This is a genomic window from Reichenbachiella sp., from assembly GCF_039944555.1.
In the GTDB taxonomy this organism is placed as follows: domain Bacteria; phylum Bacteroidota; class Bacteroidia; order Cytophagales; family Cyclobacteriaceae; genus Reichenbachiella.
The window spans coordinates 100,829-125,375 of record NZ_JBDUYN010000015.1; the positions used below are offsets into that span (position 1 = coordinate 100,829).

Consider the following 24,547-nt stretch of genomic DNA (forward strand, 5'->3'; position numbering starts at 1 on the left):
AATTCAAATTATTGGTTCGTAAAGAAATCAACTATTGTTTGGATGTTTGTTAATTTATCAACAGAAAATATCAAGATATCATAATATTTGTAGACTTTCGTTGAATTGATCGCAAAAAAAGCCATAGAAACAGGAGTAAACTGGTTCCATTCGAAAAATTGGAAAGTTTATAAATTTCAAAAAGAAATGTGGCAGTCCTTTTTTGATTTGCCCAATGGACTGCTTAATGCACCCACCGGAAGCGGCAAAACCTTTGCACTTTGGATTCCAGCAGCTGTCAACGCCTTTCGTGCCAAGTCTCAAAAGAAGAAACTTAAGGTGATTTGGATTACCCCTTTGAAGGCTCTGGCCAATGATATCAAATTGGCCCTTGAGGAGTTTAATACAGATAATCAATTGGGGCTAAAAATCGCCATTCGAACAGGGGATACATCAACGATCGATCGTAAGAAAATAACCGATTCAGCACCTGATGCATTAATCATCACACCAGAAAGCTTGCATCTCATGTTGAGTCAGAAAAATGCACCCAATTACTTTAGTGATTTGCAATGCGTTATTGTCGACGAGTGGCACGAATTATTGGGTAGCAAGCGTGGCGTTCAAGTTGAATTGGCCCTGTCCAAACTAAGAGCATGGTCAGATGTTGAACTAAAAACCTGGGGTATTTCGGCTACCGTCGGCAACATGGACGAAGCATTGGGCGCTCTTCTTGGATCTAGTCAATCAGGAGAGATTATTCGAGCCAACATTCAAAAGAAAATTCAAATCAAATCGGTGATCCCGAAGAAAATCGAGAACTATCCTTGGGCCGGGCATTTAGGCATTCGCCTAATGAAAGAAGTAATGGACATAGTGAATCAGAATAACACCACCCTGCTTTTTACTAATACCCGCTCACAGACTGAATTATGGTACCAGGGAATTGTTGATAAATATCCAGAAATGATTGGACTCATGGCCATGCACCATGGTTCTATCGACAACAACATTCGCCGCTGGGTCGAAGACGCTCTAAACATGGGCAAACTGAAACTTGTAATCTGCACTTCCAGCCTGGATTTGGGTGTAGATTTCCGGCCTGTAGATATGGTTATCCAAGTAGGAAGTCCCAAGGGTGTGTCGAGATTCTTTCAACGAGCCGGGAGAAGTGGTCATGGTCCTGGAGAGACGAGCCGTATGCATTTCGTACCCACACATGCACTGGAGTTGATGGAAGCGGCAGCACTTAGATCTGCTATTGAAGATGATTTGTATGAACCCAGAAAGCCTCAGACTCAATGCTTTGACGTATTGGTACAATATCTCGTCACGCTCGCAGTAGGGAATGGCTTTTATCCTGATGAGGTATTTGATGAGATAAAAACTACGAATTGTTATCAGGACATTACATTAAAAGAATGGAAATGGTGCCTGACTTTTATTACCACAGGAGGGGAGAGCTTATCACAATACGAAGAGTTCTCCAAAGTAGAAATTATCAATGGGGTATACAAAGTCAACCGACAAAAAACAGCGATGAGACATCGCCTGGGTATGGGAACCATTGTAGGAGATCCATCCTTGAAAGTGAGATTTCTCACTGGGGGCTATATAGGTACCGTAGAAGAAAGTTTTGTCTCCAGACTCAATGCCGGAGACGTGTTTTGGTTTGCAGGACAAACCTTGGAATTTGTCAGAATAAAAGATTTGACAGTTATTGTCAAAAAGGGGAAAAAGAAGAAAGGAATTGTGCCAAGGTGGGGAGGAGGTAGAATTCCGCTGTCCTCACAGTTGTCACGATTACTTAGACAAAAGTTTGAATTGGCAGCTAATGAAACATATGACTGCATCGAAATGAAACGTCTCAAGCCGTTACTTGATTTACAATCGAAACTTTCCATTATTCCAGACAGCCGGACACTTCTGATCGAAAAAACTCAGACAAAGGAGGGATTCCATGTTTTTGTTTTTCCATTCGAAGGAAGGGCTGTACATGAAGTGCTGGCTGGAGTGGTTGCTTTTCGCATGGCACAATCAGTGCCTATCACATTCTCTATATCTATGAATGACTACGGGTTCGAACTGTTGTCAGATCAGGAAATACCAATAGAGGACGCCCTTGAACAAGATTTGTTCACCACAAAAGACATCTTCTTTGATATTTCCTCTTCCATCAATCAGTCTGAGATGGCAAGAAGGAGATTTCGGGACATCGCTTCAATTGCAGGTTTGGTGTTCCAGGGCTACCCGGGCCAACCCATCCGTGGCAAGCATCTACAAATGAACTCTGGAATAATTTATCGGGCCCTTGCGGACTACGACCCTGAAAATTTATTGTTGAAGCAGGCCGAAGAAGAAGTACTCTCTATTCAGCTTGAGCAAGCAAGATTTCTCGAATCGATGGAGAGAATAAATAAGCAGGGAATTAAATTGATTCGGACAACTCAACCAACTCCATTTTCATTTCCTATTTTAGTAGATGGTATGCGCGAAAGAATTAGCTCAGAGAGCCTTTCAGATCGTATCGCCAAAATGCAATTGAATATGGAATAATCTTAACCACAATAAAATGAAACTCATCTGTCTTCTACTTACAGTATTATTATCCTTCGACCTCATGGCTCAAGATCCGATATTAGGCCAGTGGAAAACCATAGATGATGATTCAGGCAAGCCCAGATCAGTGGTGGAAATTTACAAGAAGGGCGATTTTTATTATGGAAAAGTAGTGGACATGTTTTTGGAACCACACGAAGACCCCGATCCTGTTTGTGATGATTGTGACGAAGATGACCCAAGATATATGCAAAAAGTGAGAGGTATGGAAATCCTCAAAAGCGCCAAAAAAGATGGCGATGAATATGTAGATGGGAAAATACTGGACCCGGAAAATGGGAAAGTTTACAATTGCAAGCTGTGGTTGGAAGAAGGGGATCTCAAACTAAGGGGCTATATCGCATTCTTTTATCGTACACAGACATGGCTGAAATATGACTGAAAAGCTTGAGAAGCACTATGATGAAATGTGGGCTGGTGCACTTAAGCAGTTCCGGCTTGGTCAATGTAATACCGATGCTTTTATTGATTCGTTGAATGATGCCAGAAGAGGGATAACACTTCTGGCAAGGCCAACAGGTGAAATAGAGACGAAAATCAATAACTTTAAAAATAACTTAAAAGAAGCTGATCCTGATCAGTACTATTATCCTTCTGAAGATTTACACTTGACCATATTGTCCATTATTTCTTGCTATTCAGGTTTTAGACTAGAAAGCATTAATTCTATTGAATACTCGGAAGTAATTGAACGTTGTCTGGCCAATCCAATTGAAGTGCAATTTCATGGAATGACAGCAAGCCCTTCAGCAGTAATGGTTCAAGGCTTTCCAGAAAGAGATGATTTAAACTTGTTGAGGGATAAACTCAGGGAAGAGTTCAATGATTCTGTATTGGAAAGCTCTATTGACTCCAGATACAAAATAAATACAGCCCATTTCACAATAGCAAGATTCAGAAAGCCAATTAAGAATATTGATAAATTCATTGAAACATTAAGTTCTTTTCGTGATTATTCCTTCGGTAAAATGACCATTAACAAACTAGATTTGGTCTACAATGACTGGTATCAAAGGGAAAGAAGTGTGAAAGAGCTTGATACGTTTACATTAGGCAAGAGTCACACTTCTCTATGAAACATTTCATTACAAACATCCAAAATCAGACCTTCTACCTTTTGCCTGATAAAGTAATGTATTGGGAAGAACAGCGTGCTTTGATCTTATCCGATCTCCACATCGGTAAGGCCAGTCATTTTCGTAAGGCCGGCGTACCCGTTTCCTCACATATCCACATCAACGAGTTTTTTGTGCTTGATGCCATTATAGCTGAGTACGACCCAAAACAGATCTTGTTTGTAGGGGATCTCTTTCATAGCGATTTCAACCAGGAATGGGACTTGTTCTTTACATGGTCTCATAACTATGAAGAGATAGAAATGATATTAATTAAGGGAAACCACGACATCCTTCCTGATAAGTTATATCGAAATTCCCGTTTGACAGTAGTGGATGATTTGGTTATCCAAAATATTGAATTTACACATGAGAGAAAAGTTGAAACTGAGTGGTATAATATCTCAGGTCATGTACACCCGGCAGTATCCATGATCGGGCAGGGCAAGCAATCTTTGAAGTTGCCTTGTTTCTTTTTCAGACCCGATCATGCTTTCCTTCCAGCCTTTGGACAATTCACTGGAATGGCAAAAATTAGACCTACTAAAAAAGATAATATCTTTGTGATAGCAGAAAACAAGATTATTCACGTTAGCTAATTGGAATATTTGTCTTAAATCGGTTATATTGAGAGGCTGATGACTTAATTCTACCCTAAAGGGTTACAATTAGTTAGATTGTCGTATTTAAACTAGAGCGAGAGCTTTTCCGTCATGAAAGATCATGAAGTGTTAGAACGGGTGAGTAGGGGGGATGAGGCCGCATTGGACTACCTGTACAAAAAGCATTACAAGATGATGACTCGTATTGTATTGAACAATAACGGGACAGAGGACGAGGCGAAAGATGTTTTTCAGGATGCGCTCTTGGTGTTTTGGCAGAAGGCCGTTTCTGGTAAGTTGGTATTGACATCTAAAATTAGCACATACATTTATAGTATTTGCTTGAATCTTTGGCGGAAAGAATTGGATCGAAAAGGACGATTATCTTCCGAGGAAGTTGAACAGACCACTTTTCAGGAGTATGAAAAGAATGAGAGAATTAAAATTATAACCGATTGTATCAATCAATTGGGAGATACATGTAGAAGAATACTAACCTACCACTACTTCGACGGATTATCTATGTCAGATATTGCAGATAAACTAAATTTTGCAAATACTGATACGGCTAAAACAAAGAAGTATAAATGTAAGAAGAAGCTTGACCTGATGGTAAAGCGAAATTATTCTTCACATGATGTACTAGATTAAAAAAAATGGGAATAAATAAATACAGCAGTCAATTAGAAGCCTACTTCAGTGGAGCAATGTCAGAAACTGACAGGATTCTATTTGAAGCCAGAGTGGAGAGCAATCCCATGCTCAAAACGGAATTTGAGAGACAAAATGATATTGTTGAAGGTTTGAAAGCCCACAGAACTGCAGAACTCAAAACGAGACTAAACAACATATCCGTTGAGCCAACTTTGATAGGCACTCTTATGCAAGGTTCGATGATGAAACCTTTGGTGTATGGAGTGACAGCATTTATGATTGCGTCAGGTAGTTATTTCTTCTACAATAAGGAAGCTGCGATTCAATATCACATCGAACAGCTTAATGCCAAAACGGAATATTCTTTAGGTGCCCAGCTAAAAACGCCAGCTCTTAAGCGCTTAGATTACAGATTTAAGGGGAATATGCAGATCATGGATTACGTGGATGTTTCTCCGGTGATGAAGAAAAGAGCAATTAATGGCAAAAAAGAGACCGTAGCTCAAAACTTGGCCTTCGAGGTTCCTGAAGTAACTACAAGTCAAGAAGAGTCTTTTGATGGTATGATAGTAGATATTAATGCCATGGATCGAATTGAGCAAGTATCCGGAATTTCTGAAGTTGATAAGGTCAACATTCAAACAATCAATTCAAGAAAATACAATTTTCACTATCGTTTGGAGGACAATCGTCTCTTCCTTTATGGTAAGTTTAGTGAGTCTCCTTATGAAATCATTGAGATAAGTACTCCCGGGAGTAAAAAGTTGTTTTTCTACTATCACGGAGATTTTTATCAACTCAGGAAAAATGCATCATCAATCACTCCACTTTCTAAAATTGAAAACCGTGAGTTGATTCATGAACTTGACGCTCTCAAGAGCAGAGGGTAATCATCCTCAGATTATTTTTTTTCTCTAGCCGAGTATTTTCAGTAATTGAGCTATTTTTGGCCATAGGCTTATGGCAAAAGAAAAAAAATTTAGAAAAAAGAAAAAGCTTGGAAGCTACCCATTCGTGAGTGTTGTATTCAGTATTACACTTGCATTATTTGTGATGGGGTTATTTGGTCTGCTACTCATGATGACCAAGAATTTGACTACCATCGTTCAGGAAAATGTGGAAATGCAGGTCTTCTTAAATAAGAACCTCAGTCAAAATGAGATTACTAAAATCATAAAAACACTTTCTTCAAAAGACTACGTAATAAAAAAGGAAAGCGTCGCGCAGGTGGCTCATATAACGAAAGAAGAAGCTGCAAAAGAATTTTATGAGGAAACCGGCGAAGATTTTGTGGAGTTTTTAGGAGACAATCCACTTCGAGATGTGATTGTGATTAAGATCAATCCAGACTTTCATGAAGGACAGAACCTAGTGGAAATAAAAAAAGAAATTGGTTTTATCAGAGGAGTTTATGAAGTTACCTATATAGAGAGCTTGGTGAATAGCATACAGCAAAATGTCAAAAAGGTCAGTTTTGTGCTGATCGGTTTTTCTGTCATACTCCTTATCGTAGTGGTAATTCTCATCAACAACACAATCAAACTTGCCTTGTTCTCACAAAGATTCTTAATACGAAGTATGCAATTGGTGGGCGCCACAACTCATTTCATACGAAAACCGTTTTTGTTTAGAGCCTCACTCTTTGGTTTTGTATCAGGCTTGATTGCCGTGGGCCTACTTAGTTCATTACTTAGATTCATGAATACTGAGGTAGATGGATTGTTGGACCTGCTTCGAAACGAACAACTCCTGGTGCTTGGTGTGGCAATTGTGCTGGTCGGAATTTTTGTGGGATTTATAAGTACATTTGCGGCCATCAGGAAGTACATGAAGATGTCTTTAGACGAACTATATTAGATTATGAGTGATAAGAATAAATTAGCTTTTCAAAAAATTAACTACATGATCATGCTAGTTGGCGTGGTGGTGCTGATTCTGGGTTTTTTTATTATGACCCTGGATACTGAGCCATATGGTTTTGGGTTTTTAGGTTTGACCCTCGGACCTCTTACAGTACTATTGGGGTTTGCCATAGAATTTGTAGCCATTCTGTATAGGTCAAAAGAAAATAAATGAGTTTTGTTGAGGCTTTGATCCTTGGAATAATACAAGGGTTGACAGAATTCCTTCCAGTGAGTAGCAGTGGTCACCTAGAGCTAGGCACCTATTTTCTCGGCGTTCAATCAGAAGATAATCTTTTATTTTCAATCATTCTACATGGGGCAACAGCTTGTAGTACTGTCGTAATTTTCAGAAAGGATATACTTGAAATCATCATAGGAATTTTCAAATTCGAGTGGAATGATGCTACTCGATTTGCTTCCATGATTGTACTATCCATGATTCCAGTCGGAATTATTGGCTTGTTCTTCGAAGACCAAATTGAATCTTTCTTTGGAGGTAATATTTTATTAGTTGGATTCATGCTGCTCATTACAGCAATCTTGCTTACGCTCACTTATTTCAACAAAAGGAATGAAGGGGAAATCACTTTTAAAAACGCATTACTTATTGGCCTGTCTCAGGCAGTTGCCATCATGCCGGGGATTTCACGTTCTGGAGCTACAATTTCAACTGCTCTACTCCTTGGTGTAAACAAACAAAAGGCGGCAAGATTTTCATTTCTAATGGTACTTCCTCCTATTCTAGGGGCCATGCTATTGAAAACAAAAGATTTTTTGGAGAATCCTGAAATAGCATCAAATATTTCAGGAATAAACCTCTCAGTAGGCTTTATTGCTGCGTTTCTGTCTGGACTTCTGGCTTGTCGGTGGATGATTTCAATTGTGCAAAAAGGAAAACTGGTCTATTTTGCAATTTACTGTGGAGTAGTAGGTTTATTGGCAGTAATTGGAGGACTACTATGGTAGAGCCTATTCTAATTTCAGAAATGGACTTTGAAATAGGTGAAGTCTTTTTGATCGATAAACCCTTGGAATGGACCTCATTTGACGTGGTGAAGAAAATTCGTGGTCGGTTGAAGATCAAAAAAGTGGGGCATGCCGGTACATTAGATCCATTGGCGACAGGACTTTTAATCGTGTGCGCAGGAAAAGCCACCAAAAATATCAACGAATATCAGGATCTTGGTAAGACCTATACAGGCACAATGGTTTTAGGGAAAACCACACCGTCAGTTGACCTTGAAACTGAGTTTGACAGTGAAAATCCTTTTGACCATATCACTCCTAAACAAGTAGAGGAATCAGCTGCACAATGGACGGGTGATATCATGCAAGTGCCCCCCATCTTTAGTGCTATAAAGGTAGACGGAGAGCGCGTTTACAAAATGGCCCGAAGAAAGGAGGAAGTAAAACTTAAACCTAGGCCGGTGCAGGTTTCATTATTTAAAGTCGATGCTTCCAGTTTGCCCGAAGTAAAATTCAAAATACAATGTTCCAAAGGGACTTACATTAGGAGCTTAGTGAGAGACGTTGGGGAGGCCCTGGGATGCGGTGCCTATATGTCTGAACTACGCCGGACTGCCATAGGAGACTTTGAGGTTGAGGATGCATTTGTATTAGAAGACTTTATATCTCGTTTGCAAAGGGATTAGCTTTGCGACCATTAATTTGAATTATACGCATGGTCATCATCGAAGGACACCAAGCCATTCCAAAAATTCCTAATGCTATTGTAACCAGTGGTACCTTTGATGGCGTACACTACGGTCATAAGAAAATTCTCAGGAAAATAGTAAAAACGGCCCAAGAAGTAAATGGTAAGAGCGTGGTGCTTACATTCTGGCCGCATCCTCGATTTGTGCTTTTTCCGGAAGAAAAGACGTTAAAATTGCTTACGACATTCGAAGAGAAGGCACAGCTATTTAAACAAGTAGGAATTGATTATTTAATCAAAGTCGAATTTACAAGAGAATTCTCTCAGCAGTCTTCCGAAGCCTTTATTCAAAATATGCTGGTAGAGAAATTAAGAACTAGAAAACTCATCATTGGTTATGATCATCGATTTGGGAAAAATCGGTCAGGGAGCTTTGAATATCTCAAAGAAAATAGCGAGAGATTCGGCTTCGAAGTTGAAGAAATACCTAGACAAGATATTGATGACGTCGGAGTTAGTTCTACTAAGATACGGCAGGCTTTGTTTCATGGCGAAGTTGATTTAGCAGCTGAATATTTAGGAAGGCACTACAGTCTCAGAGGTACAGTTATTAGAGGAAAAAAAATAGGGACCGAGTTGGGTTTTCCCACTGCCAATATTGGCGTGGAAGAAGATTTTAAATTAATTCCCAAAGACGGAGCCTATGCGGTTCGTGTCTTAGTGGATGAAGTGTGGCACAAAGCGATGTTGAATGTCGGTATTCGTCCTACCGTTGGCGGATTACATAGAGTAATTGAAACGCATTTGTTCGATTTTAAAAAGGAGATTTATGACCGGCCGATTCAAATTGAATTTGTAAAACACCTTCGTGATGAGAAAAAATTTGATTCTTTAGAAGAACTCAAAACACAACTCCAAAAGGATAAACTGTCTTCCTTAGCCGTTCTGAAAGAATATTGATTTAGTTGTTGTAAAAATGATTAGAGTGAAAGCCCTAAAAACCTTAAGTTTGTAGGGAATCATTATACTTTAAACAACATTTTACCACTATGAATAAAATTGTTGCTGATGCCCAGGTGGCCATTCAAGGAATCGAAGATGGCATGACCCTCATGCTTGGAGGTTTTGGCCTATGCGGTATCCCTGAAAATTGCATCTCTGCCCTCAATGCAGCAGGCATATCGGACCTTACCTGTATTTCTAACAATGCCGGTGTAGACGATTTCGGCTTGGGATTATTGCTCCAGAAAAAACAAATCAAGAAGATGATTTCTTCTTATGTAGGGGAGAATGATGAATTCGAACGCCAAATGCTTAGCGGAGAATTAGAAGTTGACCTAATTCCGCAGGGTTCTTTGGCAGAAAGATGTCGCGCAGGGGGCGCCGGAATACCCGCTTTTTTTACACCGGCTGGTTATGGTACAGAGGTAGCTGAAGGTAAAGAAGTTCGTGATTTTAATGGTAAACCTCATATTTTGGAATCCGCTCTTACCGCAGATTTCGCAATTGTGAAAGCATGGAAGGGAGACAAATTTGGAAATTTGATTTACAAGGGCACAGCAAGAAATTTTAACCCGCCAATGGCAATGGCAGGAAAGATAACCATAGCAGAAGTAGATGAATTAGTGGAGCCTGGAGAGTTAGACCCTAATTTTATCCAAACCCCCGGCATTTTTGTTCAGAGGATTTTTCAAGGACAGAATTATGAAAAACGAATTGAACAAAGAACTGTTCGTAATCGAAATTAGATGATTTGATAATGAGTCAATTTGAAAATTTCAGATTTTAGAAATGAGGAATGACAAAGAGAATTTAATAGTGAGCTTAACACTCCAATTTGCATTAGACATTGTTGTGTTTACAGAAAAACTGGAGGAAAGGAAAAAATTTGTCGTAGCGAGGCAAATTTTGAAATCGGGCACATCAATTGGTGCAAATGTTAGAGAAGCTCAAAATGCAGAAAGCAAGGCCGATTTTATACATAAGTTAAAAATAGCCGCAAAAGAGGCTGATGAAACAGGATATTGGCTAGAAATATGTAGACATTCTCAAAACTACTGCTTCGATCCAGAACTTACAGAGCAACTCATATCAATTACAAAGGTGCTTTCAAAAATCATTGGCTCATCCAAACGAAGACAATCACCAAATCAACATATTAATGAATCTTCAAATTGAATAATAATGCTTGACAAAACAGGAATAGCTAAAAGAATAGCACAAGAACTACGAAATGGCTGGTACGTAAATCTGGGGATTGGTATTCCCACATTGGTAGCCAACTACATACCCGAAGGCATCGAGGTAGAGTTTCAGTCTGAAAACGGTATTCTGGGCATGGGGCCATTCCCATTTGAAGGGGAGGAGGATGCAGACATGATCAACGCAGGTAAGCAGACTGTCACGTTGTTGAAAGGGGCATCAATTTTTGATTCTGCGACGAGCTTTGCCATGATTCGAGGGCAACATGTACAATTAACAGTACTAGGGGCCATGGAAGTTTCTGAAAATGGAGATATCGCCAATTGGAAGATTCCCGGTCGGATGGTTAAAGGTATGGGTGGTGCGATGGATTTGGTGGCTTCAGCTGAAAATATCATTGTGGCCATGATGCATACGAACAAGGCCGGTGAATCCAAAATTCTAAAAAGATGTACTCTGCCCCTTACAGGTGTAGGTTGTGTGAAGAAAATTGTAACCAATTTAGCGGTATTGGATGTTACCCCGGAAGGGTTTAAACTGATAGAAAGAGCCCCAGGTGTTTCTGTTGAAGAAGTCCAAAAGGCCACCGAAGGAACTTTAATAGTAGAGGGGGATATACCTGAGATGCAACTTTGAACCAATGATTTAGTGAATTAATGATTAAATCCGTGAACCATTTAATCAGCATAACCTTAGCTCATTAAATCACTAAATCCTTAGATCATTGTACCATTGGATCATTAATTCACTAAATCGTTGATTCATTGATAATTTCATAGTCTCTTTGCCACTTCATGTCCGCATAGCGAGCAATTCCCTAAAAACAGATATTTCAAATTCATAAGTCATGAAGAAATCAAAAATCAATATCGAAGTAACACTTGATGATCAAAATATACCCGAAGACATCCAGTGGTCAGCTGAAGATGCAGGAGCAGAGAAGCAAAAAACCAAGTCCATTTCTATAGGAATCTGGGACGAAAATAAGCGTGACACTTTGATGCTTGACTTATGGACAAAGGACATGAATGTAGATGAAATGAAACAGTTTCATGTCAATCTTTTGGGCAGCTCTGCGAGTACACTTTTGTCTGCCACAGGGGATGAATTTATGTCAACTGAAATTTCCAATTTGTGCGAAAAATTGGTGCAATATCTGAGTGAAAAATAGTATGCACGCATAATTTTTCTCAAAAATCACTATTAGGTGGTCAATCAAGGCTGTTTTTATTAATTTTTCTTTAATATTAGAGACCCGTAATTATTTTTTCGGGACGTAATGATCAGCAAAACACTTAATAATGATTAATATGAGTAAACTTTTTACTAGACGATTTTATCTGAGTTTTGCATTGGTAGCACTAGTTATTTTAAGTGCCCAAGCGCAAACCAGTATATCAGGAAGTGTTGTAGATAGCAACACTAAGGATCCCTTGCTAGGCGTTAGCATTTTGGTCAAGGGAAAAGTAGTTGGCACTATATCAGATACCGATGGGAACTTCTCACTGAACGTTTCATCTGCGCCACCCCTAACCCTAATATTTTCCATGGTGGGTTTCAATTCCACTGAAATTGACATCAATGACGCCAATGTACAAGGTCTTGAGGTGAGTTTAGAAGAATCAACTATTATGGGGCAAGAAGTGGTCGTGTCAGCTTCAAGAGTAGAAGAATCCGTAATGCAGTCTCCTGTATCGATTGAGAAAATGGATGTGCTAGCTATAAAGAACACCCCTTCCGTCAGTTTCTATGATGCGCTAGCAGGATTCAAAGGCGTAGACATGAGTTCACAAAGTTTGACTTTCAAGTCAGTGAATGCACGTGGATTTGGAGCTAACGGAAATACTCGTTTTGTGCAGTTGATCGATGGTATTGACAACCAGGCACCGGGTTTGAATTTTGCAGTAGGTAATATTGTGGGTATTAACGACCTAGACCTGGAGAGTGTGGAAATGATCCCGGGAGCAGCATCTGCACTTTATGGACCAAATGCCTTGAATGGCATTTTGTTGATGAATAGTAAAAGTCCATTTGAATATCAAGGGTTGAGTGCTTATGCTAAAGTCGGTGTAAATCATGTAGACGGAGAAGATCATGACGCCTCCTTGTACAATGACTATGGCATTCGTTATGCCAAAGCCTTCAATAATAAATTCGCTTTTAAAGTAACGGCTTCTTATGTAGGTGCTCAAGACTTTATTGGAACGGATATCAGAGATCAAAGCACTGATACGAATGGTGTGGAGCATGGTGGTTCCGTAGAAACATCTGGGCGAACCAGAGCCAGCAATCGCACCTATGATGGAACTAATGTTTATGGAGATTTTGGTTTCAGCTTAGGCTTGATCCCGCTTTTGGATCCAGCGTTTGCGGCAGTTTCAGGCCAACTACCAAGTGGAGCTGATGGGGCATTTACTCCTACAGGGTTTTCTGAATCTTCATATGTGGACAATACTACTGAAAGTCTCAAATTTGGCGGAGCACTTCACTACAGGATCAATGACGATATGGAAGTTTTTGGCCAGTTCAACTGGGGTTCTGGTAGCACAGTATATACAGCCAACGATAGATTTGTTTTAGACAACTTCTCTATCTGGACTGCTAAGGTCGAATTAAAAGGCGCTAATTATTACGTAAGAGCTTATACTACCCATGAGGATTCTGGCGATACTTATGCAGCCAATACCTTGGCCTCTTTGATGAATCAGGCACACTACATTCCAGATTATGCGCTTGGATTTCTAGGTGCACGTGGACAAGGTGCTGACATCAATACAGCTCATGCAACGGCTAGAGCTTTTGCTGATAATAACCAACTGTCCTACGCTCCGGGAACCGCAACATGGGATGCCGAGACAGAAGTATTGAGAAAAACATCCATTTTCGATGGAGGAGCTAAATTCAAAGACGGATCTAACATGAACCATGTAGAAGGAAGTTATAACCTCTCGAACGTTGTTGATTTTGCTGAAATTGTAGTAGGAGGTAATTGGAGGCAATATAACCTGGACTCTGAGGGTACGCTATTCGCATTGAATGATGATGGTAGCGAGCAGTCATTTACTGAATTTGGCGGCTACGCGCAAATCTCAAAGGCTTTTATGGAAGACAGGTTAAAAGTTCAAGCATCTGGACGTTATGACAAAAATGAAAACTTCGATGGACAGTTTTCACCTAGAGTATCTGTAGTAGGTACTATTGCGGGAAGCCACAACATTAGAGGATCATTCCAAAAAGGGTTTAGAATTCCAACTACCCAGGATCAGTTCATCGACCTCGATGTGCAAACCAGAAGATTGATTGGAAGTAACCAATTACTCGTGGATAGATACAACTTCAGAACCAATGCAGTATATACTGAGGCTAGTATTGCAGCAGCAAGAGCTGCGGCTGCAGGAGGCGATGCTAATGCAAGGGACTTGTTGGTATCACCGGATAAAGTGAATCAGGATTTCAAAACTGAAAAAATCAAAACTTTTGAAATTGGTTATAGAGGCTTATTCTTTCAAGATCGTTTGATGCTAGACGCGTATTACTATCACAGTACTTATCAGGACTTTATTGCAGAAATCACTTTTGGTCAGGCAGTAGATGCTACCGATGGAACGAACGTTGATGGTTTTGATCCGGTTAGTGGATTCGATCCAACAACGGACGCAGGTAAAGATGCGATCATAGGCAATGCAGTACCAGGAGGAAGAATTCAGAATTATGGGTTTGATACAAACGCCGATGGTGACATTAAGTCTCACGGTTGGGGTTTACAAGCCGATTTATCCCTTGGAGGAGGATATACCTTGAGCGGAAACATGGCTTACAACGAATTATTAGACGATGATGCATTGATCTTTCAGGGTTTTAGATCAGCATACAATACGCCGAAGTATAGGGGTAATCTTTCTTTAGGAAATAGAAATGTAGTTGAGAACGTTGGCTTCAATGTAGCTTGGAGATGGCAACAAGCCTTCTTCTGGGAATCTTCGTTTGGGGCGGGCGTTATCCCGGCTTTTGCTACGCTGGATGCTCAGGTGAGCTACAAAATACCTAGTATTAAATCTGTGGTGAAATTAGGCGGTACCAACGTATTGAACAGACGCTATACCACGTCATTCGGTAACCCACGTATGGGAGCCATCTACTATGTGGCGATTACTTTCGATGAATTCTTAAACTAATAAAGAGAGCAAGATGAAAAATTTAAAAATATATACTTTACTACTTGTCTCTGCATTCGTCGCATTCTCATGTGATGAGGAGGATAAGCTGATTACAGACATTCTTACAGAAAACCCGCTTCCCGGTGAGACCGACTTTGCAGGAGATGCGGGAAGTTTAGACCTTAGCGTGTATGTTTCTTTGGGAGCTTCTATTACAGGAGGTACGATGGACAATGCGCTGTATTCCCATGGACAGGCCAATTCATTTCCAGCACTGTTGGCGAGACAGTTTGCTGCTGAAGGAGGAGGAGCTTTCAATCAGCCGGATATTAATTCTGTCAATGGATTTTCAGGTGTTGATGGTACTACCATTGGAGGAAAGTTGATCCTAGACTTGGATTTGAATAACGATGGAGTACTGGGCGATGCAGGTATCGTAACCTCAGAAGGAGAAGTGCCAGGTGCATATACGGGAGATAAGGAAACGCTAAATAATTTTGGGGTTCCTGGTATTCAAACTGCCCAGATGCTGACACCTTTGACTGGTGGGCCAGATGATGTAGCAAATCCAGCTTACAATGCTCTTTATGCAAGATTTGCCTCTGAGCCAGGTGTGTCAACCATCTTAGGTGATGCAGTAGCCAGAAACCCTACATTTTTTACCTTATGGCCTGGAGGCAATGATGTATTGGGATATGCCACTGGAGGTGGTGTGAACGAAGCGATTTTGACTGCTCCGGCGACTGTCTCAGGTTCGATAGATGCTCTACTCGCAGGACTTATGGCAGGTGGAGCTAAAGGTGTGATTATAAATGTCCCTAATATTTTGGCACTTCCATTTTTTCAGGCTGTACCTTACAATGCAATTCCAATGACCGATGAGGCTTCCGTAACTGCTGCTAATACCGCTTATGAGGCCTATAATGCAGGGGTTCAGGGGGCTTTAGCCAATATGATCATCGATGCTGATGAGGCTGCAGAGAGGACGATATCTTACGCTATTGGAGGAAACGCGATTGTTATTGAAGATCCTGATCTGACAGACGTAGCTACATTGTCTGGAGGAGCGATACCAATTCCAAAATACAGACAACTTGCGGCAGATGAAATAGTAACACTACCTGCAAGTACCATCTTGGGAACTTTGGCGGATCCAAATGATGCTACTTCAGTAATTGGAGTTGGCGTACCGTTGGATGATGCATATTCGCTTAGAGACGATGAGTTAGCAAAAATTGTAGCAAACCTCACTGAGATTAATACAAAGATAGCTACAGTGGCAGCTACCACAGATGGCTTGGTTCACTTTGATGCTTTAACGGTCCTTCAAACAATAGCAGTTGGGGGAGGATACAACACAGGAAGCTTCACTTTATTACCTGATTTTTCACCGAATGGTATTTTCTCTAACGACGGAGTTCATCCTAATTCAAGAGGAAGTGCAATTCTTGCAAATGAAATTATTAAGGTACTGGAAACGGAATTTGGAGCAACTATAGAACCATTGGATGTAATGCAATTTAATTCCTCACCTTTCCAGCAATAAAACAAAAGATAATTCAACAAATGACCTTAAAGACCTTGGCATCCGCCAAGGTCTTTTTGTTTGTCCGGTATTTGATCCACTCTTGTGCCGAAGATAGTTAGTCTTTAAGACGGCTTCGACAAAAAAAATGTGGATTTATGATGCTAGGCTCTTGAAAACATCTGGCAATATCTTTGAGTTCAAAATATTATGCATGCATACTAAATTTAATTAAATCTTCATTATTTTAGTGGGCATGGAAGCTAACCCAAAAACCATAACTTCATTACAGTGCGTACCTAAACAAAATATGGTAGTCAATCTTCGATGTGTCGATTTTGGGTATAAAAAAAGGGTCTCTGAATCAGAAACCCTTTCGTTATCTGGTGGTGATGAGTGGGCTCGAACCACCGACTCACGGATTTTCAGTCCGATGCTCTACCAACTGAGCTACATCACCGCGTTAACGAGGCACAAAAGTAAAAATAATTGTTAATGCTACAAACATTTTAGTAGATATTTGAAATAAAAAACGAAGGACAATATGAGTTGGATTTTACAAGTAGTTTTTGTGGCAGTTGTGGCTGTACCAATCTATTTTTTGGTACGTCGAATCAAGCAAATAAGAGGTAATATTTTACTTGGAAAAGACACCGATCGAAGTGACCAATCTGGTGATCGATGGAAAGCAATGTTCCTTATTGCTTTCGGACAAAAGAAGATGTTTAAGAAGCCCGTTCCAGCCTTTTTGCATCTTTTGATCTACGTGGGCTTTCTAGTGATAAACCTGGAAGTGCTCGAGTTTATGATAGATGGTCTCATGGGTACACATAGAATTTTTGCGCCCTATCTGGGTTCATTTTACAATCTGGCTATGAACTTCTTTGAGTTCTTGGCACTCGGTGTTTTGATTTCCTGTGTGGCTTTTTTGATTAGACGAAATGTCATGAAAGTCTCTCGATTTACCAAGCCTGAAATGAAGGGTTGGCCTACATTGGATGGAAACTTGATTCTCATCATTGAGTGTATTCTGATGCTTGCCATTCTGAAAATGAATGCTGCAGATCAGATACTACAAACTAGAGGCGTTTCCGGATATGTGGATACGGGCAACCTGATGATTTCAAGTTTATTTATCCCTTTGCTTCAAAATTTCTCCGATGGTCTACTGGTGATTGTAGAACGGGGAGCCTGGTGGTTTCACATCGTAGGAATTTTTGCTTTCGCAGTGTACGTGACCTATTCCAAGCATCTACATATCTTCTTGGCTTTTCCGAATACTTATTATTCGAATTTGGAACCAAAAGGAAAAATTCAAAATATGGATGCAGTTACCACGGAAGTGAAGTCAATGTTGGGTATGCCAGTGGAGGGTTCCAGTGAGCCACCTGCTGAAGTGGGCACCTTCGGAGCAAAAGACGCAACTGATCTAAGTTGGAAAAGTTTGATGGAATCTTACTCGTGTACAGAATGCGGGCGTTGTACTGCTGAGTGTCCAGCTAATCAGACTGGTAAATTGCTTTCTCCTCGAAAGGTCATGATGGATACCAGGGATCGGATAGAGGATATTGGTGCTGGTAAAGGAGAGGGGAAAACTTTGCTCGGAGATTTCATTACAAAGGAAGAAATAAATGCCTGTACGAGTTGCAATGCGTGTACGGAAGCATGTCCGATTAATATTGATCCACTGTCCATTATTTTGGAAATGAAGCGATATGTAGCCATGGAGGAATCTGGTTCACCAGCTTCGTGGAATTCCATGTTTTCTAATATTGAAACGAACTTTGCGCCTTGGAAATTTTCACCTACAGACAGATTCAATTGGGCACAGGATTTAAACGACAAAAATTAAGCAGATGAGCGAGACTATAAAAGCACCAACTGTAGCGGAACTACAAGCTAAGGGCGAGACACCAGAGATTTTATTTTGGGTAGGATGTGCGGGTTCTTTTGACGATAGATACAAACGAGTTACTGTTGCATTCACCAAAATATTGAATAAGCTGAATGTCAACTTTGCTGTCTTAGGACCGGAGGAGTCATGCACTGGGGATCCAGCCCGTCGTGCCGGAAATGAGTTTCTGTTTCAGATGCAGGCTATGGCGAATATTCAGCTGCTGGATATGTATCAGGTTAAAAAAATTGTGACGGCCTGTCCTCATTGTTTCAACACCCTTAAAAATGAATATCCAGATTTGGGAGGCAATTATGAGGTCATCCACCACACCACCTTTTTACAAGAATTATTGGATAATGGCAAGTTGAAAGTAAGCGGAGGTTCATTCAAGGGAAAAAAAATTACTTATCACGATTCCTGCTATTTGGGGAGAGCCAATGATATCTATGAAGCGCCACGAAATGTTCTAAAGTCTTTAGATGCTGATTTGGTGGAAATGAAGCGATGCAAAACGAAAGGGTTGTGCTGCGGTGCAGGAGGTGGTCAGATGTTTAAAGATGCTGAGCCAGGTGACAAGGAAATTAATATTGAAAGGACTGAGGAAGCTTTGGATACTGGCGCGAAAGTGATAGCCTCAGGGTGCCCGTTTTGTATGACGATGTTGTCAGATGGTGTCAAAAGCAAGGAGAAGGAATCAGACGTACAAGTCAAAGATATTGCTGAACTATTAGACGAAGCAATGGATTAATCCTTGCATAATTGGTTTAGAAGTGCTTGTGCCAGCGTAAGGCCGGTATTCAATGCGGACCTCCAATCTTGGCATGCTTCCTCAGTGTTTCCTAAATCGTATTGTACTGTACCTCGGTTAAGATAAGCTTCGCCATAGTCTGGACTTATTTGGATTGCTTGATTGAAATTTTCTAATGCGGCTGGGCTGTCACCAATTGTGAAGTAGGCAAACCCACGCTGATAATAAGCATTGGCATTTTTATTATCTAGAGATATGGAGATGTTGAGATCAGTGATAGCCCGATCATTTTCCCCCAATTCTGACAGACACGAACCTCTCAGGAAATAAAACTCGGCATTGTTTTCATTATTTTTCTCGAGTTCATTAAACATATCTAAGGCCTCTTCAAGATATCCTTCTACTAACAGCTCATGAGCTTGTTTAATATTAGGCTTTTGAGACATGACATAGTTATGACTCCCAACTAGAAGAAGCATTGTTAGCGTAAATTTCATCCACTGGTAATTTTGCATCGTTGGCATAGCTGTAATTTCCGTGAAAAAATGTTTATTACCAATTAACTTACTTCTAAAAGCTATTTAAGACAAAATGAATAAAATTAGATTGGGCAATTATTACTTAGGTCTTTTGATGGCGATACCCGTATTTACTAACGCACAAAATCTTGATAAAATTCTTGAGGCTCACTTTGTGGCCATGGGCCAGGAGCAAATTATGTCCTTGCGCTCAATTTTCATGGAGGTACGTGAAGTAGATGGTTTTGGAGGAGGTAAGAGGTATCAAATTACAAAAAAGTCACCGAATAAAATTCGTATTGAAGGTCAATGGCAAGGGCAGGTCTTTATCAATGCTTACGACGGTGAAAAGGCTTGGACTATTGCGCCATGGACTGGAGTTCATATTGCGCAATGGATGACAGATCGGGAACGCGATTTACTCGTAATGAGTGTAGGTATTGGATCACCATTGTTCGATTATAAAGGGCTGGGAAATAAGTTGGAATTAATTGGCTCAGAAAGCATCCAAGGTGATAATCATTATGTTATTAGGTCAACTATGCCGTCAGGTTTTTATGTAGACTATTTGCTGGATAAAAAAGACCACCTAATTCATTTGGCAAGGATATATAGAGAGGACGACGTCAATAAGGTAGAAAAGGAAATAATTTTTAAGAACTACAAAAACCTTGGAGGTTTTTCAATACCATTTGGGTTTGAAAATAGGATCGGTAGATCAGGTTCTGATGTGATAGTTGACAATATTGTCTTTGGTCAAGGAGCGCCTTCAAGTATTTTTGTGAAACCTGATTAACAAACCATTTTTACAAAATATTAATCTATAAGGAAGCGGAATAACACATAGGAAGGGGAGTCAAGCGACTCCCCTTCCTATGTGTTATTATTGAATTTTCGAATTATTGGTCGCTAATAATAGCAGATTGAATCGACCAAGCAAAATCGACCTGTACTTTGTCAACAAAATAAGGATCATCCATACTAATGTATTCATCTGCTGTATAAACCACAGTTTGGTCACTGGTAGCCAAAGCATGGCAACTCATACAATTTGTTTGTACACCATATTGATAATTCGGATTCAACTGATTAACACGCTTATTGAATGTCCCTTTACCAAATCCTGCTTCTAAAAAGGGATTGTAGCCAAAAATTGGTGTGACGTTGGTATTGGTACCTCCAGTAATAGGCTGATTCGGCCAGACCATCGCATAACTAGTAGTCACACCATAGTGGGCAGCAGCTGCGGATAGTTGAGTGGGGCGCGTAGCGGCTGCCGTCATCGAGCTTGGCGCATCAGGATCGTCAGGATTAGGAGCCCAGTAGAAAGTTTGCCATGTCCAATTGCTGATCTCTTTGGTAGTGACATGCATAGCAACCAAAAGAGCTATGTCTCCAGTTTTAGCCGTATCACCTTGCACAGCACTTTGCTGTTTGTTCAGATAGGCGGCCATTTCAGCATCCACTTCGAAATTGATAAAATCACTCAGGTTACATGTGGACTCCGGTGTAGGGCCTACACCCTCACCTACCGGCACTAGTGGCTTGCCGGCAAGCTGGCCATTGCTTACATCAACAAAAATGTAACTATCCCAAAGGTTAGGACCGAACGGCTTTGGAGTATCAGGAGGTCCTGGCCAGGCTGGAATCCTAATGTAGCTGTCTGATACATTCCCTACATAGTAAGTGGGCTTGATGGTAATTGCATCGCTTGGAAACTGTGGAATTGCACCGATTTCACCTGGTTTTTTGTATGAGTCTAATACTGATTTTTTAAATATTTGATTTTGTAGGGCGTAGTTAGTTGCGCTGGGATTGTACGATACCGTTACCCAAAAATTAGTACCAAAGTTAGCACCTGCCGTTGTATCTACTCCGGCTTGCATGGCCAATGTGGCGGAGTGTTCAAACTGTTTTGGTTGTTGTAGTGGTGTGCGGCCAGTTTTAATAGGTTGCAGGCTATTTTCTTTCATTAGTGATTGTATCTCACCAAGCCCCAGCCATGTCTCAAATACGAGCAGTGGCTTTCCTTGGTAGATTTGGTCAGTAGTTGAAGTAAGCCCTGACCATAAACCCCAGGCATGTGAATAAATGGTAGAAGTATCCTGTTTTGCCAACCAATCATAGATCAAAAGAGAATCTTCAGGAAAATTGAAGCCAGTAATACCCGTATCAGGTAATGGAACAGGAATAATTGACTCGCTTATACTTGACTGCTCGGATTGAACAGGAATACTTTGCTGCTTACTACAGCTTGTTAGAAATAGGTAAAGGGCTACGAGTGAAACTAGCCGAATGGGCCAACTTTCACCAACTTTAGAAGGTATCATGAAAAATAGGTTAGGTTAAAAAAAAGTTATTTGAAGATAAGCCAATTATTTAAAGTGCCAAAATTATGATGTTATAATTCAGTTATTGTTAGATAATTTTATTCTTTAGAAATGAGCTTAAAACCCTTGGACTTGTTGGGCGCGCTATCTATTGTGATGTGCCTTTTATAAATTTTTTATGAATAACCAATACTTGAGGAATAAGTAAACTATTACCGTCGTTGTTGATTGTTTTTTGAGCCAATTCGATTCTTTTTTCTTCACTTACCTGTTTGTCAATAATCCCATTTATTTCTTCAATAGAACGCTGAGGGTCTCTTTTTTGAATTCTGGCAATTCTTATCTGGACAGGGGCAGATACATTAATAAGGAAATCTAGATTTTTATAGGAACCGGATTCTATTAATAATGCGGCTTCCTTGATGACATAAGGCGAGCTTTGTCGTACAACCCAATTATCAAAATCTCTTCGAACAGCTGGATGAACCATGGAGTTGATCTTGACTGTCGCCTCAGGATCAGTAAAAACCTTCTTGGCGAGGTATGGTCGGTTAAGCCGAGAGCCATCGTAAGATTCTTGGCCAAAGGTTGCTTTGACTTGGTTTACTAATTCCAGATCATTTTCCATTAGGAATTTGGCACGATCATCGGATTGATAGACAGGAATTCCTAACGTCTTAAAAATTTCACAAACGGTGGATTTTCCAGACCCTATTCCTCCTGTAATTCCGATGATTTTCATTGATCCTCCGGAAAACTCAATTTGATTCTGTCTGAAGCCAACACAATATCTAATGCCTTCTCATGAGCATACATAAGAATAGGGCCTACTGAAGAGTCTCTCATGTTTCGCATGGAATAATCCACGGTTACGCTGAAGTCTGATGCCGATACTTCGTCTTCGTCTACCTCTTTTATGGTGTAATACAAAGTAATTTCGTTATCGGCAAGAAACGCGGACGAATCCTGAGGAAAGTCTAACAGTTCGATGGGTATGCTTATTTCTCGCGCTAGATATTTGGCTACTTGAAATTTTACTGTTGCCTCTGCAGGCTCAACCATGACATGTTCACCAACAAAATAGCCTAGTTCATCATCAAAATTTCCATCAATACTCATGTTGCTGAAGTCTAACTGCACGAAAGGCGTCATTTGTTCCATGGTAGATTTCGGACCAGATACAACAGCACTATCTATATTGCATGTAATAGGGCTTATCATCCTGAAGGATTGTGATAGCGGAATTGAGATGCTATCAATATAAACCGGAAGCCTTCTTGTTACTTTCTTTTCAATATTAAAAAAAAGAGTATCAGTGACTACATAGATTAGTCTAAGTCCATCCAATTGATCAGAGATCATTGGAATGAGGCTCGATCGGGTAAGAAATTTTATTTCTGTAGGATTATCAAGTGGAATATTTATCGGAGTAGCATTAATTCTAAGAGTTTTTCGTATAAGATTCCATCCACCACTCGTTACGTCAATTTTGATTTGTCCGGCTAGTGGCTCAATCACTACTACGCTATCTTCTACAAAGGTATATGACAAAGGGTAGTCCACCCGGGTGTCGTATGACTTATTCATAGCATTGAAAAACCAAAAGGTAGCCGCCCCTAAAATTGAGAGTACAACTACCTTCCAGTTATCTTTTAATCCAGGTAATAAAAACCTAAATATTCCCATTCAATTGATTGTTCATAAAAACAATTAGCTTGCTATTCGCTTGGTTGCCTCCATAGAAATGGAAGACTTTTCAATCTTCATTTTTGCACCTTTATCAATTTCTAAAGTTACGGTAGTGTCATCTACTGACAAAACTTTGCCGTGGATTCCTCCAATGGTTACTATATTCTCTCCTTTAGCCACACTTTCAGAAAAGCTCTTTTGAGCCTTCTGTTTTTTTTGCTGTGGGCGAATAAAGAAGAAATAGAAAATAACAACCATGACGCCAATCATGATCAAATTTGAATAGCTGGCACCGCCGGCCGCTGCTTGTAATATTATGAAGTTTAACATGCTTCGTTAATTGTTATAAATGAACTACGGTCTTAAGAAGGACTATCAGCATCCTTTGGTGCTGGCGTAACGTTAGCCTTAATTTTTATCCTTTGTTGTTTAGGATAGGTGTTTGAAGTAATCGTCACAGTTTTGTTTTGAATTCCAGGTTTTTTCCTGCTGTTGAATTTGACTTTGATTTCTCCTTTTTCACCTACACCTATTGGTTCTTTTGGCCACTCGGGTACTGTACATCCGCATGAGCCTGTAGCGCTTGAAATGATCAATGGTGCGTCTCCTGTATTAGTGAATTCAAAGACGTGTTCCACTTCATCACCTTCGTTAATCGTACCAAAATCATGTAACTCTTCGCTGAATGCAAATACAGGAAGAGGTCCTTCAGGCTTAGTTTCTGGTTGGTTGGTTGCAGCGGGCTGAGTCGTACTGGCAGATCTCGCAGATGCAGTTCCAGAGCCTTCCAGCTCGGCTACACGACCTTCTAGCCTTGCGATTCTACTTTCTACGTCAGCGTTGGAGCACCCTGTAATGATCATTGCCATTAGTGCCGCGAACGCTGGAATCATTTTTATACTTTTCATAACTAGTATGTTTAATTGATAATTTTTCTAAAAAATAAATGAGTGT

26 protein-coding genes and 1 tRNA gene are annotated in these 24,547 nt (G+C 40.2%); 20 read left to right on the forward strand and 7 right to left on the reverse strand.

Annotated elements, in window-relative coordinates:
- Window positions 1-105 precede the first annotated feature (105 nt).
- From ABJD64_RS22190 to ABJD64_RS22270, 17 genes are all read left to right on the forward strand, one after another.
- Window positions 106-2,535, forward strand: coding sequence for a ligase-associated DNA damage response DEXH box helicase (locus tag ABJD64_RS22190; protein ID WP_348181560.1), 2,430 nt, complete (start codon window positions 106-108; stop codon window positions 2,533-2,535).
- A 16-nt stretch (window positions 2,536-2,551) separates the two neighbouring features.
- Window positions 2,552-2,980, forward strand: a complete 429-nt coding sequence (locus ABJD64_RS22195) for a DUF2147 domain-containing protein (RefSeq protein WP_348181561.1) — start codon at window positions 2,552-2,554, stop codon at window positions 2,978-2,980.
- A complete protein-coding gene (locus tag ABJD64_RS22200; protein ID WP_348181562.1) occupies window positions 2,973-3,674 on the forward strand; it encodes a mutarotase in 702 nt (233 codons plus the stop codon). Before ABJD64_RS22195 ends, ABJD64_RS22200 begins: the two co-directional genes overlap by 8 nt.
- The gene (gene pdeM, locus ABJD64_RS22205; RefSeq protein WP_348181563.1) at window positions 3,671-4,312 is read left to right on the forward strand and encodes a ligase-associated DNA damage response endonuclease PdeM; all 642 of its coding nucleotides are present in this window, start codon (window positions 3,671-3,673) and stop codon (window positions 4,310-4,312) included. The genes ABJD64_RS22200 and pdeM overlap by 4 nt, the downstream gene beginning before the upstream one ends.
- 114 nt (window positions 4,313-4,426) lie before the next feature.
- Window positions 4,427-4,966, forward strand: a complete 540-nt coding sequence (locus ABJD64_RS22210) for a sigma-70 family RNA polymerase sigma factor (protein ID WP_348181564.1) — start codon at window positions 4,427-4,429, stop codon at window positions 4,964-4,966.
- Between the two features lie 5 nt (window positions 4,967-4,971).
- Window positions 4,972-5,859: a hypothetical protein gene (locus ABJD64_RS22215; RefSeq protein WP_348181565.1), complete on the forward strand. Its 888-nt coding sequence runs from the start codon at window positions 4,972-4,974 to the stop codon at window positions 5,857-5,859.
- A 70-nt stretch (window positions 5,860-5,929) separates the two neighbouring features.
- Window positions 5,930-6,826, forward strand: coding sequence for a permease-like cell division protein FtsX (locus ABJD64_RS22220; protein ID WP_348181566.1), 897 nt, complete (start codon window positions 5,930-5,932; stop codon window positions 6,824-6,826).
- Between the two features lie 3 nt (window positions 6,827-6,829).
- A complete protein-coding gene (locus tag ABJD64_RS22225; RefSeq protein ID WP_348181567.1) occupies window positions 6,830-7,045 on the forward strand; it encodes a DUF3098 domain-containing protein in 216 nt (71 codons plus the stop codon).
- Window positions 7,042-7,839, forward strand: coding sequence for an undecaprenyl-diphosphate phosphatase (locus tag ABJD64_RS22230; protein ID WP_348181568.1), 798 nt, complete (start codon window positions 7,042-7,044; stop codon window positions 7,837-7,839). Before ABJD64_RS22225 ends, ABJD64_RS22230 begins: the two co-directional genes overlap by 4 nt.
- 20 nt (window positions 7,840-7,859) lie before the next feature.
- A complete protein-coding gene (truB, locus tag ABJD64_RS22235) occupies window positions 7,860-8,525 on the forward strand; it encodes a tRNA pseudouridine(55) synthase TruB (RefSeq protein ID WP_348181569.1) in 666 nt (221 codons plus the stop codon).
- Between the two features lie 29 nt (window positions 8,526-8,554).
- Complete coding sequence (locus ABJD64_RS22240; RefSeq protein WP_348181570.1) at window positions 8,555-9,487, forward strand: bifunctional riboflavin kinase/FAD synthetase; 933 nt, start codon at window positions 8,555-8,557, stop codon at window positions 9,485-9,487.
- Between the two features lie 89 nt (window positions 9,488-9,576).
- Window positions 9,577-10,275 carry a CoA transferase subunit A gene (locus tag ABJD64_RS22245; protein WP_348181571.1) on the forward strand — a complete coding sequence of 233 codons (699 nt, stop codon included), beginning with the start codon at window positions 9,577-9,579 and terminating at the stop codon, window positions 10,273-10,275.
- Between the two features lie 43 nt (window positions 10,276-10,318).
- Window positions 10,319-10,705 (forward strand): four helix bundle protein, encoded by a 387-nt coding sequence (locus ABJD64_RS22250; RefSeq protein WP_348195304.1) that lies wholly within the window; start codon window positions 10,319-10,321, stop codon window positions 10,703-10,705.
- 6 nt (window positions 10,706-10,711) lie between these two features.
- Entirely contained in the window at window positions 10,712-11,365 is a 654-nt protein-coding gene (locus ABJD64_RS22255; protein ID WP_348181573.1) for a CoA transferase subunit B, read from the forward strand.
- 211 nt (window positions 11,366-11,576) lie between these two features.
- A complete protein-coding gene (gene gldC / locus ABJD64_RS22260) occupies window positions 11,577-11,900 on the forward strand; it encodes a gliding motility protein GldC (RefSeq protein WP_348181574.1) in 324 nt (107 codons plus the stop codon).
- Window positions 11,901-12,039: 139 nt separating this feature from the next.
- Window positions 12,040-14,904 carry a TonB-dependent receptor gene (locus ABJD64_RS22265; RefSeq protein WP_348181575.1) on the forward strand — a complete coding sequence of 955 codons (2,865 nt, stop codon included), beginning with the start codon at window positions 12,040-12,042 and terminating at the stop codon, window positions 14,902-14,904.
- Window positions 14,905-14,917: 13 nt separating this feature from the next.
- A complete protein-coding gene (locus ABJD64_RS22270; RefSeq protein ID WP_348181576.1) occupies window positions 14,918-16,432 on the forward strand; it encodes a hypothetical protein in 1,515 nt (504 codons plus the stop codon).
- 363 nt (window positions 16,433-16,795) lie between these two features.
- On the opposite strand, the gene ABJD64_RS22275 is transcribed toward ABJD64_RS22270, so the two are convergent.
- Window positions 16,796-16,871: transfer RNA gene (locus ABJD64_RS22275), tRNA-Phe, on the reverse strand.
- 84 nt (window positions 16,872-16,955) lie between these two features.
- Here ABJD64_RS22275 and ABJD64_RS22280 point away from each other — a divergent pair.
- Entirely contained in the window at window positions 16,956-18,263 is a 1,308-nt protein-coding gene (locus ABJD64_RS22280; RefSeq protein WP_348181577.1) for a (Fe-S)-binding protein, read from the forward strand.
- A gap of 4 nt (window positions 18,264-18,267) precedes the next feature.
- Window positions 18,268-19,056, forward strand: coding sequence for a (Fe-S)-binding protein (locus ABJD64_RS22285; RefSeq protein ID WP_348181578.1), 789 nt, complete (start codon window positions 18,268-18,270; stop codon window positions 19,054-19,056).
- Here the strand turns inward: ABJD64_RS22285 and ABJD64_RS22290 are convergent.
- Window positions 19,053-19,553 carry a tetratricopeptide repeat protein gene (locus ABJD64_RS22290; RefSeq protein ID WP_348181579.1) on the reverse strand — a complete coding sequence of 167 codons (501 nt, stop codon included), beginning with the start codon at window positions 19,551-19,553 and terminating at the stop codon, window positions 19,053-19,055. The two genes, ABJD64_RS22285 and ABJD64_RS22290, sit on opposite strands and share 4 nt — an antisense overlap.
- Window positions 19,554-19,647: 94 nt before the next feature.
- On the opposite strand from ABJD64_RS22290, the gene ABJD64_RS22295 reads away from it, so the two are divergent.
- Entirely contained in the window at window positions 19,648-20,370 is a 723-nt protein-coding gene (locus ABJD64_RS22295; RefSeq protein WP_348181580.1) for a hypothetical protein, read from the forward strand.
- A gap of 103 nt (window positions 20,371-20,473) precedes the next feature.
- On the opposite strand, the gene ABJD64_RS22300 is transcribed toward ABJD64_RS22295, so the two are convergent.
- The 5 genes from ABJD64_RS22300 to ABJD64_RS22320 form a co-directional block, all read right to left on the reverse strand.
- Window positions 20,474-21,904: a hypothetical protein gene (locus ABJD64_RS22300; protein WP_348181581.1), complete on the reverse strand. Its 1,431-nt coding sequence runs from the start codon at window positions 21,902-21,904 to the stop codon at window positions 20,474-20,476.
- Window positions 21,905-22,052: 148 nt separating this feature from the next.
- Complete coding sequence (gene coaE, locus ABJD64_RS22305; protein WP_348181582.1) at window positions 22,053-22,646, reverse strand: dephospho-CoA kinase; 594 nt, start codon at window positions 22,644-22,646, stop codon at window positions 22,053-22,055.
- Complete coding sequence (locus ABJD64_RS22310; RefSeq protein ID WP_348181583.1) at window positions 22,643-23,590, reverse strand: hypothetical protein; 948 nt, start codon at window positions 23,588-23,590, stop codon at window positions 22,643-22,645. The genes coaE and ABJD64_RS22310 overlap by 4 nt, the downstream gene beginning before the upstream one ends.
- A 24-nt stretch (window positions 23,591-23,614) precedes the next feature.
- A complete protein-coding gene (gene yajC / locus ABJD64_RS22315) occupies window positions 23,615-23,923 on the reverse strand; it encodes a preprotein translocase subunit YajC (RefSeq protein WP_348181584.1) in 309 nt (102 codons plus the stop codon).
- Window positions 23,924-23,955: 32 nt separating this feature from the next.
- Window positions 23,956-24,501 carry a DUF1573 domain-containing protein gene (locus ABJD64_RS22320; protein WP_348181585.1) on the reverse strand — a complete coding sequence of 182 codons (546 nt, stop codon included), beginning with the start codon at window positions 24,499-24,501 and terminating at the stop codon, window positions 23,956-23,958.
- Window positions 24,502-24,547: the final 46 nt, after the last annotated feature.